This is a genomic window from Dyella sp., assembly GCF_051954575.1.
In the GTDB taxonomy this organism is placed as follows: Bacteria; Pseudomonadota; Gammaproteobacteria; order Xanthomonadales; family Rhodanobacteraceae; genus Dyella_B.
On record NZ_JBQCHP010000008.1, the window covers coordinates 18,296 to 37,397 of the forward strand.

Here is a 19,102-nt window from a genome sequence, read left to right on the forward strand (position 1 = left end):
GAGAAGGCTATGCTGGAACTTACCGCCGCACAGCAGGAAATTTATCTTGAAGGGCGTCTGTTCGGAGAGGTTGTCAATAACATAGGCGGCTATCAGAAATATCCTTGCGATATCGATGTGGTCCGTTTTAGACGAGCTCGCGAACGAGTGCTTGGCGGTAATGACGCCTATCAACTGCGTTTCAGGCTGTCATCGGGGCGCTGCGAACCATTCGTGGTCGATGATCCTGCGCAGGGGATGCCCCTCATCGATCTGTCGAGCGTTGAGGCAGCACGCGAAGCGGCGTTGACCTGGATCCAGCGGCATTTCGAGACTCCCTTCGCCGATCTTGGTGCGCAGGTGTTTGAGGATGCCCTTATCCGGGTATCGGCAGGCGAATATTGGTATTACGCCAAAGCCCACCACCTCATCATGGATGGATGGGGATTCGCTCTGCAGATGAGACGCATATTGCATGAATATGCCAAGCTTGGGGGTGAGGCAGATGTCGCGGATGAAGGGTCGGGCGGCTTTCCTTCATTCGTACAGTACATGCGTCAGCATGATAGCCATGCCTACGCCCGCCATGATGAAGATCGCGCATACTGGATGGATCGATTTTGCGCGCAGAGTCATGCTCTGTTTGCGCCATCGTTGGCTTCGTCAAGCCAGCGCGTCAGCGTGGTGGTTCGGCCGGATCTGTTCACATCGCTGAAGTCGCTCGCTGCGCATATCGACGTCCCAGTGACTACGATATTTTATGCCGCACTCTATGTATATTTTTCGCGTGTCTTCCAATCCGACCAGGTGACGATTTGTTCGCCGGTTCACAATCGGCGCAACGCTTTCGACAAGGAAGTTATCGGTTCTCTGGTCAATGTCAACGCTCACTGCCTGGCGCGCCCTTCGGAGCCCGGGTTCACCGCGCTCGCCAGGCATATCGCTCAACTTCAGAGCAAGGACTATCGGCACAGCCGCCTGCCGCTCGGTGAAATTGTGCGGGAATTGCGCCATACATCGGGGCTGGAGCTGCCGCTGCACGAGTTGTCATTCAATTACCAGAAGCTCGATTTCGATCTGAGCATCGATGGCCACCCGGTCCTTACGCACTACCTGTCCCACAACCACGAGCGTGGCGCACTTACTTTTGTGCTGTGTGATTACGGAACAGGCCAAGAGATGCTTCTGCATCTGGACTACAATACCAGCTGCTTCAGTGATGTCGATGCACAAGCGACGCTGCTTCGTATTCTTGGCCTGCTGGAGCAAGTCGTGGCAAAGCCGTCCGCGGACTTGAACGACTACGACTTGCTCACGCCGCAGGAACGCCACCAGCAAATCGCTTCATGGTCCGGTGTCGACGCTCCCATGCGTCTGGACATATGTCTACATGAGTTCTTTGAGGAGCAGGCTGAACGATTTCCGGAACGTATTGCGATACGCCATGGACAGCAGGAATTGAGTTACCGCGATCTGGACGAGCGCGCCAATATCCTGGCTCATTATTTGATAGCGCACGGGGCTCAGGTCGATGGTTTCGTCGGAGTTTGTCATGGACGCTCCATCCATCTGCTGGTAGCCATTCTGGCGGTGCTCAAGGCAGGCAGTGCATATGTTCCCATCGATCCTGCCTACCCCAAGGAGCGCGCGCTGCATATCTTTAAAGATGCAGGTCTCGATTTGCTGCTGGTCGATGAGGTCGGCTTGGTCAACTTACGGGATCAGCCGGCTACGGCGATCGACGTGGAGGGATTTTTTTCTTCATCGCAGAGCAAGGGGCTTCCCGCTACCCGTCCTGGCAGGGCGGCTACTGGCGTAGGACCTGGAAATCTTGCTTATGTCATTTACACCTCAGGTTCTACCGGCCAGCCTAAGGGCGTGCTGATCGAGCACTCCAATGCATCGATGTTCGTTCAATGGGCGCTAGCAACATACGACGAAGAAGATTTGCGCGTTGTCCTGGCTGGTACGTCCATCTGCTTCGATTTGTCCATTTTTGAACTGTTTGTGCCGCTGGCATGCGGCGGCCAGATTGCTCTCGCCGATAATGTCCTTGCACTACAAGCCGGGACGATGGGCCAGGTGTCCCTCATCAATACCGTTCCCTCGGCCATCCAAGCGCTGCTTGAAGCGCGCGCGGTGCCAAAAGGTGTGCGTTGTATCAATCTCGCTGGCGAGCCGCTCAGGCAAGAGTTGGTCGAAGCGTTGCATGCCAGTTGCGACATTAAGCTATACGATCTGTACGGCCCGTCCGAAACCACCACCTACTCGACGTTTGCCACGCGGCACGCTGGGGGGCGTGAGACGATCGGGCGGCCTATTGCGAACACGCGCGTCTATGTTTTGGATCCCGCCGGCAATCTGTTGCCACAGGGTGCGATAGGCGAGTTGCACATCGGTGGGGCGGGGGTGGCACGCGGCTATCTCAATCGCCCTGAACTGACCGAAGAAAGATTCGTCTTCAGCCGGCACGCCAATGCAAGGTTGTATCGGACCGGCGATCTGGTTCGTTTCCTCGAAGATGGTTCGCTGCAATACATAGGCCGCAAAGACAATCAGATCAAGTTGCGCGGTTATCGCATTGAGCTTGGCGAAATCGAGGCCTGCCTCCTATTGCATCCAGACGTCGGCCGGTGCGCGGTCATGGTTCGCGACGATGCAGGCGCGACAGGCGGAAAATCACTGGTTGCCTATGTGGTTGCGGCCTCGGATGCGCGAAACCTCGATCGGGGCGCATTAGCCGGGTTCGTTGCCGAGCGTCTGCCTGCATACATGGTTCCCGCGGTGTACGTGGTTTTGGCGGCCTTGCCATTAACTCCTAACGGTAAGGTGGACCGTAAAGCGTTGCCTGCACCCAGCGCACAGGTGCGCCTGCAAAACGAGCACGTTTCTCCTGCTACCGCCATTGAGCGGCGTCTATGCGCGCAATGGACGGCCGTGCTTGGAATCGATCGCATCGGCGTCACCGACAATTTCTTTGCTTTGGGTGGGGATTCATTATCCCTGCTGACGCTTGCCGCAGGCATTGACGCCGAGTTCTGCACGCATATTGACGCGGCTTCCCTGTTTGCAAGCCCGACCGTGCAGGCTCAGGCCAGGCTGATGGAAACACATATTGAGCTAGCCGGCCTGCTTGGGCGAGTGAGCATGAGTGGCGAAGTGCAGCAGAGCAGCTATATCGCTCTTTGACAATCATCTGTACATGGATCATCCGGGCTATGGTTCTTACGGTCATCAAGCAAAACAGGATACGTATAGGCTTGGTCAGCGCGATCAGCGCCATGGCCGGTGCATTCAACATCTGGCTGCTTTCGCTGGTCAGCCGCAATGCGCGCCTGGATCACATCAACACGGCTGCGGTGGGACAGTTCGTTTTAGCGCTAGTGGCGATGATATCGATCAGCTTTCTTTCGCAGACCTTGCTTTCCAGGCTCAGTGCAAGAGCATTCTTTGATCTGCGGCAGCAGCTTGTGGAGGGCATCAGCAAGCTCAACGTCATGCAGGTGGATGCGATGGGGCGCCATCGGCTTTATACCGCGCTCAGCAGGGATGTGCCCGCGATCCACGAGTTGGTGACGGTTATGCCCAACTATGTGTTCAATTTCACCGTGTCGGCGGCTAGCCTGGTCTACCTCGCTTTGGTGTCCGCAAAGTTGTTTGCGGTGTTTGCCTTTTTCCTGATTCTTGGGCTAGGCGTCGCCAAGTTCGCCATTGCGGATCGCGCCGAAAGACGGTTTCAGCAGCGTCGAGGCATAGAGGACGAGCTCTTCAAATGCTATGAGGCGGCGATTGACGGCAATAAGGAACTGAAGCTCAATCGTTGGCGTGAAGATTATTTTCTGAATACCGAGCTAAGGAGCAGTGCTCAGCGTTACCGCAAGGCGACCCTGGCAGCGGAATTTTTCTGGAACCTGTCCAATAACTGGAGCGCGGCGCTCATCTTCATAGGCGTTGGCGCGTTGTTGTTCTCCGCCCCGTATCTTCGCATCGCGGATCGAAATGCAGTGATCACCTTCGTGATGGTGATCTTTTACATGATCGGTCCGCTCACCATTCTGATGAATTCGTTTCGGGTCATTCATGCGGCCAAGGTTGGCTTGCGGCGCCTTGAGGAGCTGGATTTGGATTCAGCCGTGGACGAAGTGACCACCACGGTGGCATCCGGGCAAGACCCGTTCCAGTCATTGTCGTTACGTGATGTCGTATTCACCTATACCAGTCCAGATTCCGGTACGGACGGCTTTACCGTGGGGCCGTTGAATTTGGATCTTCAGCGCGGAGAGCTCGTCTTTTTCATCGGAGGCAACGGCAGCGGCAAGACGACCGCCGCCAAGTTGCTGACCGGCCTTTATGGACGGCAGGGTGGAAACGTGCTGCTGAATGAACAGGTTGTCATGGATCATCCTGCCTATTTGCAGATGTTCTCAGCGGTATTTCAGGACTATTACCTTTTTGACACGTTGATTCCCAAAAAAGACGGCAAGCTTGATGCCAGCAAGCTGGACGCTTGGCTGCAGAAACTGAAGCTGACGGACAAGGTAACCATCGAGCATGGCAGGCTGTCCACGACGCGACTCTCGCATGGGCAGCGCAAGCGCCTGGCATTGCTCGTGGCCTGCTGTGATGACTCTGAAATCTACGTGTTTGACGAATGGGCCGCCGATCAAGATCCGGAGTTCCGCGAATTCTTTTATCGCGATTTTCTGCTCGAACTCAAACACATGGGCAAGACGATGATCGTGGTCAGCCATGACGACCGCTACTTTCATCTCGCCGATCGCCTGGTGAAGTTCGAGGCGGGCAAAATCGTATCCATACTGCCCGGCCATGAAGCGCAGACGATGGCCTTGATCGAGCCCGAGACGGCAAGCGCATGACGACATCGATCAAGGAAATCCGTGATCTGTTGGCCAGATGTGCAGACGAAGGTGTTCGCCTGGCTGAAAGCCAAGGTGAGCTCCACGTTCACTTTGATGCAGCGGAACCCGACAATGAGTTGCTGTTCTTGCTGAGGAGGCACAAGCACGATCTTTTGCAAGTCCTGCTTTCGCATCAACACAATGGGACGATTTCCGTACTTTCCGCCGTGGAACGTCAACGGGTGGCGGTTACGGCGGCGCAACGTCGCATGTGGCTGATGGATCGCCTGGAGCAATCCGTCTCGCCCTACAACATGGTGGGCGCATATACGATTACTGGCGTGCTCGATTGCGCTGCCATGGAGCTTGCGCTTGACGGTGCGATTGCGCGTCATGAAGCCTTGCGCAGTCGTTACATCGACCTCGACGGGGAGCTATGTCAGCTCGTCGAAGCGCCGTTTCATGTGACTTGGGGTGCGCAAGACCTCTCTTCCATGAGCAAGGCCGAGCAAGAGCAGTCGGTACGGGACCTGCTGCATCGGGAGAATACCTGGCGCTTCGATCTTCAGGCCAGCCCCCTTGTCCGGGCCACTCGGCTCAAGCTGTCACCACGGCAATGGGTCATAGCCATCACCTTGCATCATATTGCGTGCGACGGCCACTCGCTGGAGGTGCTCAAGCGGGACATAGCGCGAGGGTATGCCGCGGCAAGGGAAGGAGTTGAATCGCGACACGCGCCGCCACGGATTCAGTACGCCGATTATGCGGCCTGGCTGCAACGCCGGAACCAAGATGAGGCACAAAATGAACGTTTAGAAATATCGGCCTCGCGCCTGAAGGATGCGCCCAGGCTTCATGGCTTGCCGCTGGACAAGCCCAGACCACCCTTGCAGGGCTACAAGGGCGAGAAGGTTCGACGAGCCATCGGTGCAGAGCAGTTGTCAGCAGTCAAGGCGCAGTGTGCGGAGCATGGCGTCACGTTGTTTGTTTATTTGCAGGCGATCTTTGCGGCCATTCTCTGCATCTACGGCTACGAGCGCGATGTTGTGACGGGTTTTCCCGTGGCCGGGCGACAACATCGCGAGCTGGACGACACAGTAGGCTTGTTCGTGAATACCCTGGTTCTGCGCAACCGCATGGAGAGTAATCCATGCTTTGTTGAATGGCTCGAAAAAGTCGCGCGGAACGTGCTTGAGGCACTGCGCGACCAGGATATCCCTTATGAGCGGCTGGTTGAGACATTGCGAGTCGAACGCAGTCGTGCTTACAACCCCTTGATGCAGATTCTCTTCGTTCTGCAGAGCCAGGTCGAAACTGACTTTGTGTTGCCTGGATTGGTGACCGAGGCCATTTACAACGCCCATGAACCGGTGAAATTCGATCTGCAGCTGGTTGCCGAAGAAAGAAGCGGCGAACTCGAGCTGGATTGGCACTACAACGCAGACCTGTTCTTCGCCGACTCAATCGCACGCATGGCCGATAGCTTCATGCGCTTTCTCGACGCGGTGCTCAAGGATCCGAACCGGCGCCTGTACGCAATTCCCCTGGCGAGCAAGATAGCGCCGGAGGTGTCGGTGACCGAGACAATCTATCCGCGTCTGGAGCAGTGCTTCGAGGCCTTCGCTCAAACGCAGCCAGACCGCCTGGCCGTGGCTTGCGGGGAGATCGAGCTCAGTTACGGCGAACTGGACCGTCAGGCCAATGCGCTAGCCGCGATATTGCAGGATGCAGGGGTGGCATGCGGCGCGGTGGTGGGATTGTGCGTCGAACGTTCGGAACATTTGATCGTCGGCATGCTCGGAATACTCAAGGCGGGAGCTGCGTATGTGCCGCTCGATCCCTCATTGCCGCAGCAGCGGCTGGAGACGATTCTCGAAGATTGCGCCGCACCGCTCTTGCTTACGCAATGCAAATTGGCGCAGAACTTCGCGTATAGCCAAAGACCGGTTTTGCAGCTCGACGCCTTGCCTCGTTTGGGCAGGCCCGCCACGCGCAAGGTAACGGAAGGCGCCGACGAACTGGCCTATGTCATCTACACCTCCGGCACGACAGGCACCCCCAAAGGCGTGACTGTGGCGCATGCAGGCGTGATCAACATGCTGCGCTACTTCCAGGCGCTCGCGCCATTGAGTCCGCCATGGAACGGTTCGCAGTGGAGCAGTATCAGCTTTGATGCATCGGTGTATGAGATTTTTTCCGCACTATGTTTCGGCGGAAGCCTGCATATCGTGCCGGATGCATTGCGACTGGATGCGGATGCATTGTTTCACTGGATGGATAGGCATGCGATCCATAGCGCGTACATGTACGCCGGCTATCTTGAGCCTTTCGGCCGGTATCTGCACCGTGAGCACGGCTGCCCGGAATTCAAGCGCCTCATGGTAGGCGTGGAACCCATCGCCATCGACCATCTGCATGCGATCGCGCAGCGGCTGCCCGACTTGCAGATACTCAACGCCTACGGACCCACCGAGACCTCCGTGTGCTGCACCATCCACGCATATATCGATGCGTGCTACGCCGGCAACGGTCGTGCGCCGATCGGACGCGCGGTGCCCGGCATGCAGCTTTTCGTCATGAACGCCGAAGGCGAGCCGGCTCCCGAAGGCGCGATCGGCGAGCTGTGCGTGGGCGGTATCGGTTTGGCGAGGGACTACCTGGGAAATCCGGAGCTCACGGCTGCACGTTTTGTCATCCGAACCATTGATGGCCTGGCTCGCCGGCTATACCGAACCGGTGACCTGGTGCGGTACCGGCCCGACGGCGAGCTGGAATTCATTGGACGCGCCGATGAGCAGATCAAGCTTCGCGGCTTCCGGATCGAGCCCGGAGAAATCGAAGTGCGGCTCTGCCAACAACCGGAGATAAGCGATGCCGTGGTGCTGCTTCAAGAGCAGGGCGCGGATAAGCACCTGGTTGCATATGTCGTGCTGAAAGCCGGGCATGTGGTGGAGGAAGCCCATTCGTTTTCCGCGCGCATCAAGCGCGCGCTACGCGAATTTCTGCCCGACTACATGATTCCCAGCGAAATTTTGGTGCTTGACAGCATCCCATTGACCACAAACGGCAAGGTCAATCGCGCGGCGTTGCCGGCATCGTCCGTGGCGAGCGGGGGCGAACGAGTGGTGCCCCGGAATGATATTGAACGCCGGCTCGTGAAAATCTGGCAGGACATCCTGGAGCTCGAGACGGTAGGAGTCACCGATGATTTTTTTGCGCTTGGCGGCCAGTCGCTGCTGGCAACTCGCTTGTTGGGAAGTGTACGCAGCGAATTCGACCTTCCGGATGAGGCTTTGTCATTGGGCGACCTATTCGAAAAAACTGACATCGCCACCTTTGCCGAGGTAGTGCTCGCGGCCATCAATGAGGAGCAGGCGCGGCAAAAAGAACAGTTGCTGGCCATGCAGGACGCCACCGATGAGGGCACTTTCTGATGCGTGCTGAAGACATCTATGCCGCAGCCCTGAAGGCGGATGTGCTGCTGTATCTCAAGCAAGGTGAGCTTGCGTATAAGGTAGCCAAAGGGCGTTTGCCCGAAGAGCTGCGCCGGTTGGTGGCTGCGCACAAAGGGCAGCTGATCGATTATCTACGACGGTTGCGAAGCGCGGAAAGTGGATCGCGCCCCGAGCCACTGGCCGACAGAAACAACCTGCCGGTGTCACGTGCGCAGCGCAGGGTATGGCTGGCGGAGCTTTCTTCCCAGGATGGCGCCCACTTCAATATCCAGGGCTGCTACCGATTTACGGGCGAACTGGATATCGGCTGCTTCAAGTTGGCGCTGCGCCATCTCATGCAAAGGCACGAGGCATTGCGAGCGAATTTTGAAGAACGCAATGGCGATCTAAGGCAGGTTTTGCGGGAAGATTGCCAGGCAGGCTTCGTCATGATCGATCTGGATGTTTTGCCGGCTCCGGCAAGGCCGTCCGCGGTAAAAAAGATCATCGATGATGACCTTCATCAGCGCTTTGATTTGTCGCGAGACACGTTATTTCGCGTGAACTTGATACGGCTCGGTCCAGATCGGCACGTGGCGATTTTCAATCTTCATCACATCGTCGCGGACGGCTGGTCTGCGGGATTGCTCATCGAAGAGTTTTGTCGCGCCTATACCGCCTATCTTCGCACCCAGCCAATAGAAGAGGCACCGTTGCCGTTCCAATATGCTGATTATGCCGCCTGGCAGGAATCACGCTTGCAAGGTGCCGGGTTGGAACATGGGCTGCATTTCTGGAATTCCTATCTGGAGAATCTTCCGCAAGTGCACGGCTTGCCGCTGGACAAAGCGAGGCCGCCCCATCAGCGCTTCGACGGTGATTTGCTGCAATCGACCATTAGTCCGTCGCTTGAAAGGCGTATTCGCGCCTATTGCCAGGGCCGCAGGGTTTCGCTGTTCATGTTCCTGGAAACCGCCTTGGTGTTACTTCTTGCGCACTACGGCGATCAGGCCGACATCGCAATAGGTACGCCCGTGGCGGGTCGCGTGCATCCGGAGAGCGAATCGCTGGTCGGCCTGTTTATCAATACCGTGCTCATACGCACGAAGGTGGCGCGAGACATCGACTTCGAAACCCTGCTTGGCATCAACCGGGACAACATCCTGGCTGTGTTCGATCATCAGCATGTTCCGTTTGAATTGCTGGTGGAGCGTCATGCACAGCAGCGAAGCCGGAGCTTTCACCCGCTATTTCAAATCTGGTTCGTGCTCCAGAACAATCGCGTCGTCCAGTTCGCTTTGCCTGGCTGCCAAGTCGACAGCTATCCGGATCTGCCGACACCGGCTGCCAAATATGACCTCAACATCTATGCGCAAGAAGGATGCGATGGCATAAGGCTGGATTGGGTCTTCAACATCGAGCTGTTCGACCGCCACTCCATTGCTTGCGTTGCGCAGCAGTTCACCACCCTTTTAGAGCGCATCATCGAATCGCCGAGAAAAAATTGTTTTGACTACGGCATCTTTGCCCCACAGGTACCGGCCCTGGTCCCTCCAGCTTCCTGCATTGCCGATCTTTGTAGCGATGGCAGCGGGCTGGTCGACCGCCTGCGGAAGCAGATGCAGCGGCGCACGACGGCCGCAGCGCTGGTTTGCAACGGTCATGCGCACAGCTACGCGCGGTTGGCCGATCTTGCCCGCGGCTACGCGGGGGCCATTCTACGTAGCGGCAGCCAGGCACGCATCGGTCTGCTCCTCGAGCGAGGAATCGAGATGGTGGCTGCGATGTTGGCGGCCTTGCAACTGGGCCGCACCTATGTCCCGCTTGATCCTGCCTATCCCTCGGCGCGATTGAGCTACATGCTGACACACGCCGATTGCGACCTCATTATCACCAGCCGCGAGCATTTCGCGCTTGTCGATTCCTTTACCGGTAGTTTTGCAATCATCGATCAGCCTGGCGCTGTCCCTGCCGATGATGTGTTGGCCGACGGCACGTCACCCGCCTACATTCTTTATACGTCCGGCTCGACGGGACACCCCAAAGGGGTGACGCAAGACCTCGCGGGCCTCGCCTATCACGCGGCTGGCTACGCGCAGGGATTGGGGTTATGCGAGGACGATCGCGTTTTGCAATTGGCATCGTACAGTTTTGATGCCTCCGTGTTGGATACGTACGGGACCTTGCTCACCGGCGGCACGCTGTACCTTGCCGACCCGCGCGCGTTGGCACCGGCAAGTCTGTTGCAGCTGATCATCCAAGAAAAAATTTCCGTCTATCACTCCACGCCGACGGTATTCAAATACCTGTTCGCCGGTGTCGTCCCGGGCTCGCTTTCCAGCGTTCGCGCCATCGTGCTAGGTGGCGAAGCCGTGGACCAGCAGAGCCTGGAGATTTTTCGCGCGGCGTTCGGCGAGGGCTGCCGGCTGGTTGGTCTTTACGGAGCGACGGAGTCCTCATTGACCACGCTTGGCGATATCAGCCTTGCCGACATAGATGCTGGACTGCGTCCCGTGTTGGGCTCGCCGATCGCCGGCACTGCACTGATCCTGCGGCGCGCGGACGGCAGCGAAGCACGGGTGTTTGAACCTGCCCAAGTCGTCATTCGCAGCCGTCATGTCGCCCGTGGCTATTGGCGTGAGCCGCTGCTCAGCGCGCAGCGCTTCGTGCGCATGGACGACGGCACGGTGGAATATTTCAGCGGTGATTATGGCTATCGCTTGCCGAGTGGCCATATCCGCTTTCTTGGACGGGGCGATTTTCAATGCAAGTTGCATGGCATACGCATCGAATTGGGCGAGATCGAGTGTGCTTTGTGCGAAATGGAGGATGTGGCGCGTGCCGCGGTCGTGGTCCAGCCTGCTGGTGAAGATCATGTGGGACCGCGACTGGTGGCCTACGTCCAATCGCGCCTGGTGGGCGAGGTCGCCGCAGTGGCGCGCACGGTCCAGGAGCAGAAAGTCATCGATGCGTACCGCGCGCAGCTTGTTCGCTGGTTGCCCGACTACATGCTGCCGTCCCACTACGTTTTCATGGACACGTTACCCCTGACGCCTTCCGGAAAGGTCGATCGCCTGGCATTACCGAAGGCTGTGACAAAGGCGCCCAGGCGCAGTGTCCAGATCGCACCGCAAAACCGGACCGAACTGCAGTTGTGCGAACTGTGGAAGGAAGTGCTTGAGATCGCCGATGTCGGTGTCAACGACAATTTCTTCGATGTAGGCGGAAGCTCCTTGTTGGCGATGCAGCTTTGCAAACGGGTCGGTGAGCGTTTATCGCGCAACGTTTCGGTAATCGATCTGTTCACATATCCGACGATACGCACGCTGGCGCGGTTTATCGACGCCGAAGATAAGGTGAAGCCGCCCCAGGCCGAGGCTGAGCGAGTGATGGCGGCAGCCGAAGACATCGCCATCATCGGCATTGCCTGCCGCTTTCCGGATGCGCAAGACGCGGAGACGTTCTGGCGCCAGATCGCCGCCGGGCATGAATCCATCTGCTTCTATTCGGAAGAGCAGCTGCTGCATGCAGGCATGGACCCGGCGGTAGTGCGCAAACCCAATTTTGTGCCATCCCGCACCTTGCTTCCAGGATGCGAGGACTTCGATGCCAGTTATTTCGCGCTTACCGGCCGCGAAGCGGAGGTCACCGATCCCCAGCAGAGAATACTGCTGGAATGCGCTCACGAAGTGCTGGAAAGCGCCGGCCATGGAGACGGCGAAGTGCCGCGAAATGTCGGCGTTTTCGTCGGTGTAGGCATGAATCAATATTTTCTCAAGCATCTCTTGCCGCAAATGGAGGAATTTTCCGCATTGGGCGAAGATCTTGTTCACGCCAATAACAAAGAGCATCACGCGGCAACGCGTATCTCCTATAAGCTGAATCTTTGCGGCCCGAGCCTTAGTCTCAATACCGCTTGCTCTACCTCCCTGGTCGCCGTGCATGAAGCCTGCAAAAGCCTATTGCACGGTGAATGCCGGATGGCTATCGCCGGAGGGGCCAACATCGTCGAGTTCGAGCCGGGCGGATACCTGTATCACGAAGGTGATATCCGTTCGCCGGACGGCCAGTGTCGTACTTTCGATCAAAAGGCCGGCGGAACTCGGCGCGGCAATGGCGCGGCGGTAGTCTTGCTCAAGCGACTGGATGCGGCGTTGGCCGATGGAGACACCATCCATGCAGTGGTGAAAGGATCGTCGACCAGCAACGATGGCGCGGACAAGGTCGGCTACACCGCACCGAGCGTGTTGGGCCAGGTCGCCGCCATTCGCCATGCTCAACGCAAGGCTGGCGTGAACCCGTCTTCCATCCAATACGTTGAGACGCATGGCACTGGTACGCCGCTTGGCGACCCGATCGAGCTGCGCGCGTTGACCTTGGCCTTCGGCGACGTTCCGTCAGGTACCTGTGCCATCGGCTCACTCAAGCCGAACATCGGCCATCTGGAAGTGGCAGCAGGCATCGCGTCGCTCATCAAGACGGTACAGGCACTGAAACACCGGTTATTGCCGCCCCATATTCATTACGACGTACCTAATCCGAAGATTGATTTCGATAACAGTCCGTTCTATGTCAACACCCAATTGAAGACTTGGGAGAGCAGTGGGCCTCGCCGGGCCGGGGTAAGTTCGTTCGGCCTGGGTGGCACCAACGCCCATGCAGTGCTTGAAGAGGCGCCGCCACCGTCACCTAGCCAAACGCATCGCCCGTTGCAGCTCTTGTTGCTATCGGCGAGAACCGAGACGGCCTTGCAAGCCATGAGCGAGCGGCTGGCCGTGCATTTGGAGCAAAGCGACGATACCTTGGCTGATGTCGCCTATACGCTTCAGCTTGGCCGCGCCCGGCATGCTTGCCGACGCATGCTGGTGTGCCGCGATGCGGATGATGCCGTAGCCCAATTGAAACAGCCCTATAGCGTGGTTAACAGGAGTGCTGCGCCCGTGATGCTGGTATTGGGCGATCAGAGCATGCACGCAAACAAGGCGGGCCAGGCCTTGTATGCAAGCGAGCCGGAATTTTGCCGGTATTTCGATGCCGCTGTGGCTGCAGCGGGCGGAGAGATTCTGCAGCAGGAAACCAGATGGTTCATTGTGCAATACAGCCTGGCCAAACTCTTGATGAGCTGGGGTGTGCAGCCCGCGGCCCTGGTCGGCCGTGGAAGGGGTGAATGGGTGGCGGCGTGTCTGGCGGGTGTCTTCAGCCTGGAGCATGCGCTGACGCTGGTCGATATGCGGGCATTGCTCGTTGGCCGTTCCTGTTCCGGCGACGTTATCGATAAATGGCGCAGGGCCTTGGAAGCAGTGCCGCGACAAGCTCCTAGCCTTCCTTGCATCCTGAGCCGTGCGGGTGGTCAAGTCGATGAACACGATGTCACGAGCGTCCATTACTGGATGCGCCATTTGGCGGGCACGGATTCAGGAGCGGAGGATCTGGCTGCGCACTTGCCACAAGCCGATGCGCAGATCTGGCTGGAAGTTGGTGCGTGGGAGGGAGTCTCGCCTGTGCGCGAGTCGATCCACGCGCTGCCCGCAGTAAACGAACCGGCCGAAAACGAACCATTGCAGTTGCAGCAGGCGCTTGGCCAACTCTGGTTGGCAGGCGTGTCCATCGACTGGAACCGCTATCAGTCGGAGCAGCGCTGCCGACGCGTGCCCCTGCCTACCTATCCGTTTGAACGTCGGCGCTATTGGGTCGATCCACCGATGCGCCGTGCGAAGTCGACGTCCTCCGCCATCGTGCCTGCGCCTGTGCAGGTCGAACACGCAACAAGCAGCGATGGCGTCGAACAATGGCTGCTTGAAATATGGCGGGAGCTTATGGGCAACGACAGCATCGACGTGCATGGCGACTTCTTCGAGATGGGAGGGAACTCACTGCTCGCTACTCGCATATTGAGCCGCCTTCGCGAGCGCTTTCCCTTCCTGGGTACCCGATACTCGATCAGTACGTTCTTCGAGTCGCCGACCATCGCCGGAACAGCGGAGAAGATCAATGCCGTGCTTGCCGCGGCGATGGTTGAGCGCCAGCAGGCGGTGCTGGCCGGCGGCAATGCCACCATGGACGGGGTGCTCTGATGAGTTCGGTTGCGCATATCCTCAGCGAAGCCCTTGCGCACGACATCGTGCTCTATCTGAAGGACGACCAGCTTGCCTTTGCAGCATCGGGTAAAGAATTTCCCGCGCAGCTGCGTGAGAAGATCACTGCCAACAAGGCCGGTATCATCGAGTACTTGCGCCGCCTTCCGTCCGGCGCACAAACAGCCGCGGACTCGCCGGTATTACCTGAACAAAATGCACGACTGACGCGTGATGAGGTTCAGATGCTGCTATCTGCGCTCGGTGACGCGGGCGTGCAGCTCTATCTGGAAGATGGAAAGCTCAAAACCCGCAGCAAGCCAGGCGCGATCACCGATGCGATGGCGACACAGATACGCCATCACAAACAGGCGTTGGTCGATCATCTCGCCGCCACGCAAACCCATGCCACACCCGAACCGGCGGCGGCGACCGTGCCCGGTAGCGAGCACGAGCTGTCCTTTGCACAGCAGCGGCTGTGGTTTCTAGACCATTTCGAAAGTGCCAGCAGCTACAACATGCCGGTGGCATTGCGCCTGAAAGGCAAGCTGGATTGCTTGGCGCTGCAGCATAGTCTGGTCGAGATAGTGCAGCGACATGCGGTGTTGCGCAGTGTTTACCGCAAGTCGCGCGGCCGGCCTGTGCAAGTGATCCAGGCTGCCGCGACGATCCAGATGCCCGTAATCGATTTGACTGAGCTTCCATCAGCGGACCAGATTGCCGAGATATCCCGCCTGGCGCGTGCGGAAATGGAGCGTCCCTTCGATCTTGCGCGCGATTCGATGCTGCGTCTGTTGCTGGTGCGATTGTCGGCGCAGGAGCACGTGCTTTACGCCACCTTGCACCATATTGCGGCCGATGGTTGGTCGCTGGGGTTGCTGGTAAAGGAATTGGTGGCTCTGTATGACGCATTCATCCGCGGTCAGCCCAGTCCGTTGCCCGCGCTGAGCTATCAGTACGTGGATTACGCACGTTGGCAGCGCAAGCATTGCAAAGGCGAGAAGGCAGAGCGCGAATTGGATTTTTGGCGCAACGCGCTTGCTGGTATACCGCCGTTGCACAACTTGCCGACAGACAAGCCAAGGCCAGTGCAGCAATGTGCCGCGGGTGGGGCGCTGCATAGGGAGCTGGATGCCGGTACCTTGGCAGCATTGCAGCGTCTCGCCCAGCAGCACAAGGCAACGTTTTTCATGGTGCTGCACGCGGCATTCGCGCTGTTGCTCGGGCGTTGGAGCTGCGAGCGTGACGTGGTCGTGGGAACCCCTGTGGCCGGGCGCCTGCTGCCGATGACTGAACCGCTGATCGGTTGTTTCGTCAATACGCTGGCCCTGCGCACCCGATTGCCCGAATCGGCGAGCTTTGAAGAGCTATTGCAGCAGTCGCGCGTTGAAACGTTGCGCGCTTACGAACATCAGGACACGCCCTTCGAGACGCTGGTGGAGGCGTTGAACCCGCAGCGCAGCCTTAGCCACACGCCGCTGTTTCAAGTGATGTTTGCTTTGCAGAACTACGAGCTTGGCCGCTTGGCGCTCCCTGGCCTGGCCGTGGAAGTGCTGCCTACAGAGTACGCCCTGGCCAAGTTTGACCTCGCAGTCATGGCAGTAGAACGCCAGGACGGGCTAGCCATGACGTGGGTCTACGCCGAAAGCCTGTTCGAGAACGAGACCATCCAGAGCATGGTTTCCAGCTATGTCGCCTTGCTGAAAGCTATCGCAGTGGCGCCGCAGGGCGGAATATTCGATCTGCCGTTGCTTGGCGAGCAGGAACGGGAAGCGACTCTTGCGCTGTACCGCAACAGTGGCGAACACCGGATGGTGTTGGATGGGCAAGGACAATTGCAGCCGGTGGGAGCGCTGGGGCAATTGCACGAACCGGAAAAAGAAGCATGCTCGCGGAATATGCCAACGGCTGCGCTTGCGGAGGACGTGCGCCCAGAGTTGGTGCGCCTGACTTCCGATGGACATATCGAGCCGGTGGTGCGCCAGCAACCGATCGAGCGGGCTTCGGCATCGATCGCGACATCCAAGCCGGTCGCGCCGGCGGACGCGCTGGAGCGACAACTGCATGAAATCTGGTGCCTGGTGCTGGGCGATCAGCAGCTCGGTATCCACGACAATTTTTTCGATGCCGGCGGAAGCTCGATGCAAAGCATCCTGCTGCAGCAGGAGATTCAGGCGCGTCTAGGCCGTGAGGTGTCTGTCACCGACCTGTTCACTTATCCCACCATCGCCGCACTTGCAGGTTTTTTGCGTGGCGATGAGTCGCTGCCGGATCTTCGCGAAGGTGTTGAGCGTGCTGCAGGACGTGACGATATCGCCATCATCGGCATGGCCGGCCGTTTCCCGGATGCCGCCGACGTGGATGCGTTCTGGGAAAACATCAAGCACGGTGTGGAATCCCTTCGCCATTTCAGCGATGAACAGTTGCGCCAGTCTGGGGTCAGCGAGGTGCTGCTGAGTCATTCGTCTTATGTGAAGTGCGGCGTTCTGATTGATGGAATTGAGGACTTCGATGCAGGGTTTTTCGGTTTCACCCCGCGCGATGCAGACGTCACCGATCCTCAGCAGCGATTGCTGCTTGAATGTGCCGTGGAAGCATTGGAGCACGCAGGCTATGGCGATGACAGTCAGCCACGTGCAGTGGCTGTGCACGTAGGCATCGGCGAGAGCCGTTATCTGTTCGATCACTTGCTGCCTCAAGCGGCGCAACTGGAAGCGGCGCTTGTGGCGGGCATGTACGGCAATCGTCCTGATTTCGTCGCCACACGCCTGTCCTATCGTCTTAACCTTTGCGGTCCCAGCCTTACCGTCGGCACGGCTTGTTCCACGTCGCTGGTTGCCGTGCATAACGCTTGCCTCAGCCTGTTCAACGGAGAGTGCGATCTTGCCTTGGCCGGGGGATCCTCCCTGCTGCAAATATCACCTCAGGGATATCTCTATCAGGAAGGCAGCATATCGTCACCGGATGGCCATTGCCGCGCGTTTGACCGAGACGCCAAGGGGACGCGCGGAGGTGGCGGCGCTGGCGTCGTAGTGCTTAAGCGATTGCAACAGGCCTTGGCCGATGGCGACACCATTCACGCGGTCATCAAAGGGTCCGCAGTCAACAACGATGGCGCGGACAAGGTCGGTTACACCGCACCCAGTGTGCTGGGTCAGGCAAAGGTGATACGCGCGGCGCAGCGGGCAGCCGGTGTTGTTTCCGACAGCATTCAATATGTCGAGGCGCATGGCACGGGTACCGAGCTGGGCGATCCGATCGAAGTGAAAGCATTGGCCCGGGCGTTCGATACGCCGCGCAGGCAGTTCTGCGCCATCACATCGGTAAAGCCAAACATTGGTCATCTGGATGTAGCGGCGGGAGTAGCGGGACTGATCAAGACGGTGCAGGCGCTGAAGCACCGGCAGCTGCCGCCGAGCATCAACTACGCAAGCCCCAATCCGCAGATTGATTTTGCGAACAGCCCGTTTTATGTGAACACGCAGTTGCGGGCGTGGGAGAGCACGGGCCCGCGGCGTGCGGGAGTGAGTTCGTTCGGCATAGGCGGGACCAACGCGCACGTGGTGGTGGAAGAGGCGCCAACGGTGGTTGCCGGGGAGAGCCATCGGCCGCAGCAGTTGCTGGTGTTGTCGGCGCGGAGCGAACGGGCGTTGCAGGCGGTGAGCGATCGGCTGGCGCAGCGGTTGCAGCATGGGGAAGCCTGCCTGAGCGACGTGGCGTACACGTTGCAGGTGGGACGCGCGCGGCATGGCTACCGGCGGGTGCTGGTCAGCGGATCGGTCGAGGAAGCGGTGCGGCAGTTGAAGCAGCCGTACACGGCGGCCAAGGGAGATGCCGCCTCGATGGTGTGGATGTTCACCGGCCAGGGTTCGCAGCATGCGCAGATGGGTCGGGGCCTGTACGAAAGCGAGCCGTCCTTCCGGCAGCACTGGGATGCCTGCGCGGCGCTGTGCGAGCTGGCCCAGGACGAGGAGCGGTTAGGGCAGACGGCGTACGCGCAACCGGCATTGTTCGCGCTGGAATACAGCCTGGCGCGGATGCTGCAGGATTGGGGGCTGCAGCCGGCGGTGATGATCGGTCACAGCCTGGGCGAATTCGTGGCGGCGTGCCTGGCGGGAGTGTTGAGCCTGGAGGATGCGCTGAAGCTGGTGGTGGCGCGCGGGCGGCTGATGCAGGGGATGGCGCCAGGGCGGATGCTGGCGATGGAGCTGGGCGAGGCGCAGGCGCACGACGTGCTGGAAGGCAGCGGCTGCAGTCTGGCGGCGGTGAACAGTGCGCGCCATTGCGTGGCGGCGGGGACGCCCGAGGCGATTGACGCCTTGCAGGGACGGCTGGCGCAACAAGGGGTGGCGTGCCGTGTGTTGCACACCTCGCATGCCTTCCACTCGGTGTTGATGGACCCGATGCTGGAGGAGTGGCGTGCGGTGGTGAAGACGGTGCGCCTGGGTGCGCCGCAGCTGGCGTACGTGTCCAATGTCACGGGCGGCTACGTTCGTGCGGAGGACGCGACGGACGTGGAGTATTGGGTTTCGCACCTGCGCCAGGGCGTGCGTTTTGCGGACGGGCTGGAGACGGTGCTGGGCGAAGGCGGGCGGCGGGTGCTGCTGGAGCTGGGGCCGGGGCGGGTGCTGAGCGGCCTGGCGCGACACCATGCACGTGCGCGCGAGCACGTGATCGTAGCGGCGCTGCGGCATGGGCAGGATGCAAGCGGTGACGCCCAGGTGCTGCAGCAGGCGCTGGGGCAGGTGTGGCAAGC

Annotated in this window: 5 protein-coding genes; all 5 read left to right on the plus strand. The window is 59.0% G+C overall.

The window, feature by feature from the left end; all coding sequences use genetic code 11:
- Positions 1-9: 9 nt before the first annotated feature.
- On the plus strand, positions 10-3,168 hold the full coding sequence (locus ACTHNE_RS01155) for a non-ribosomal peptide synthetase (RefSeq protein WP_440268355.1): 3,159 nt from the start codon (positions 10-12) through the stop codon (positions 3,166-3,168).
- 29 nt (positions 3,169-3,197) lie between these two features.
- Positions 3,198-4,856: a cyclic peptide export ABC transporter gene (locus tag ACTHNE_RS01160; protein WP_440268356.1), complete on the plus strand. Its 1,659-nt coding sequence runs from the start codon at positions 3,198-3,200 to the stop codon at positions 4,854-4,856.
- Complete coding sequence (locus ACTHNE_RS01165) at positions 4,853-8,272, plus strand: non-ribosomal peptide synthetase (RefSeq protein ID WP_440268357.1); 3,420 nt, start codon at positions 4,853-4,855, stop codon at positions 8,270-8,272. The genes ACTHNE_RS01160 and ACTHNE_RS01165 overlap by 4 nt, the downstream gene beginning before the upstream one ends.
- Positions 8,272-14,346, plus strand: coding sequence for a condensation domain-containing protein (locus ACTHNE_RS01170; protein WP_440268358.1), 6,075 nt, complete (start codon positions 8,272-8,274; stop codon positions 14,344-14,346). Before ACTHNE_RS01165 ends, ACTHNE_RS01170 begins: the two co-directional genes overlap by 1 nt.
- The coding region (locus tag ACTHNE_RS01175; protein WP_440268359.1) for a condensation domain-containing protein at positions 14,346-19,102 on the plus strand (4,757 nt) is incomplete at its 3' end. The genes ACTHNE_RS01170 and ACTHNE_RS01175, both read left to right, overlap by 1 nt.

What these genes read in the sequence shown, in the direction of transcription:
- ACTHNE_RS01155 (WP_440268355.1), top strand. Translation starts at nt 10, where the DNA reads ATGCTGGAACTTACCGCCGCACAGCAGGAAATTTATCTTGAAGGGCGT.
- ACTHNE_RS01160 (WP_440268356.1), top strand. Translation starts at nt 3,198, where the DNA reads ATGGTTCTTACGGTCATCAAGCAAAACAGGATACGTATAGGCTTGGTC.
- ACTHNE_RS01165 (WP_440268357.1), top strand. Translation starts at nt 4,853, where the DNA reads ATGACGACATCGATCAAGGAAATCCGTGATCTGTTGGCCAGATGTGCA.
- ACTHNE_RS01170 (WP_440268358.1), top strand. Translation starts at nt 8,272, where the DNA reads ATGCGTGCTGAAGACATCTATGCCGCAGCCCTGAAGGCGGATGTGCTG.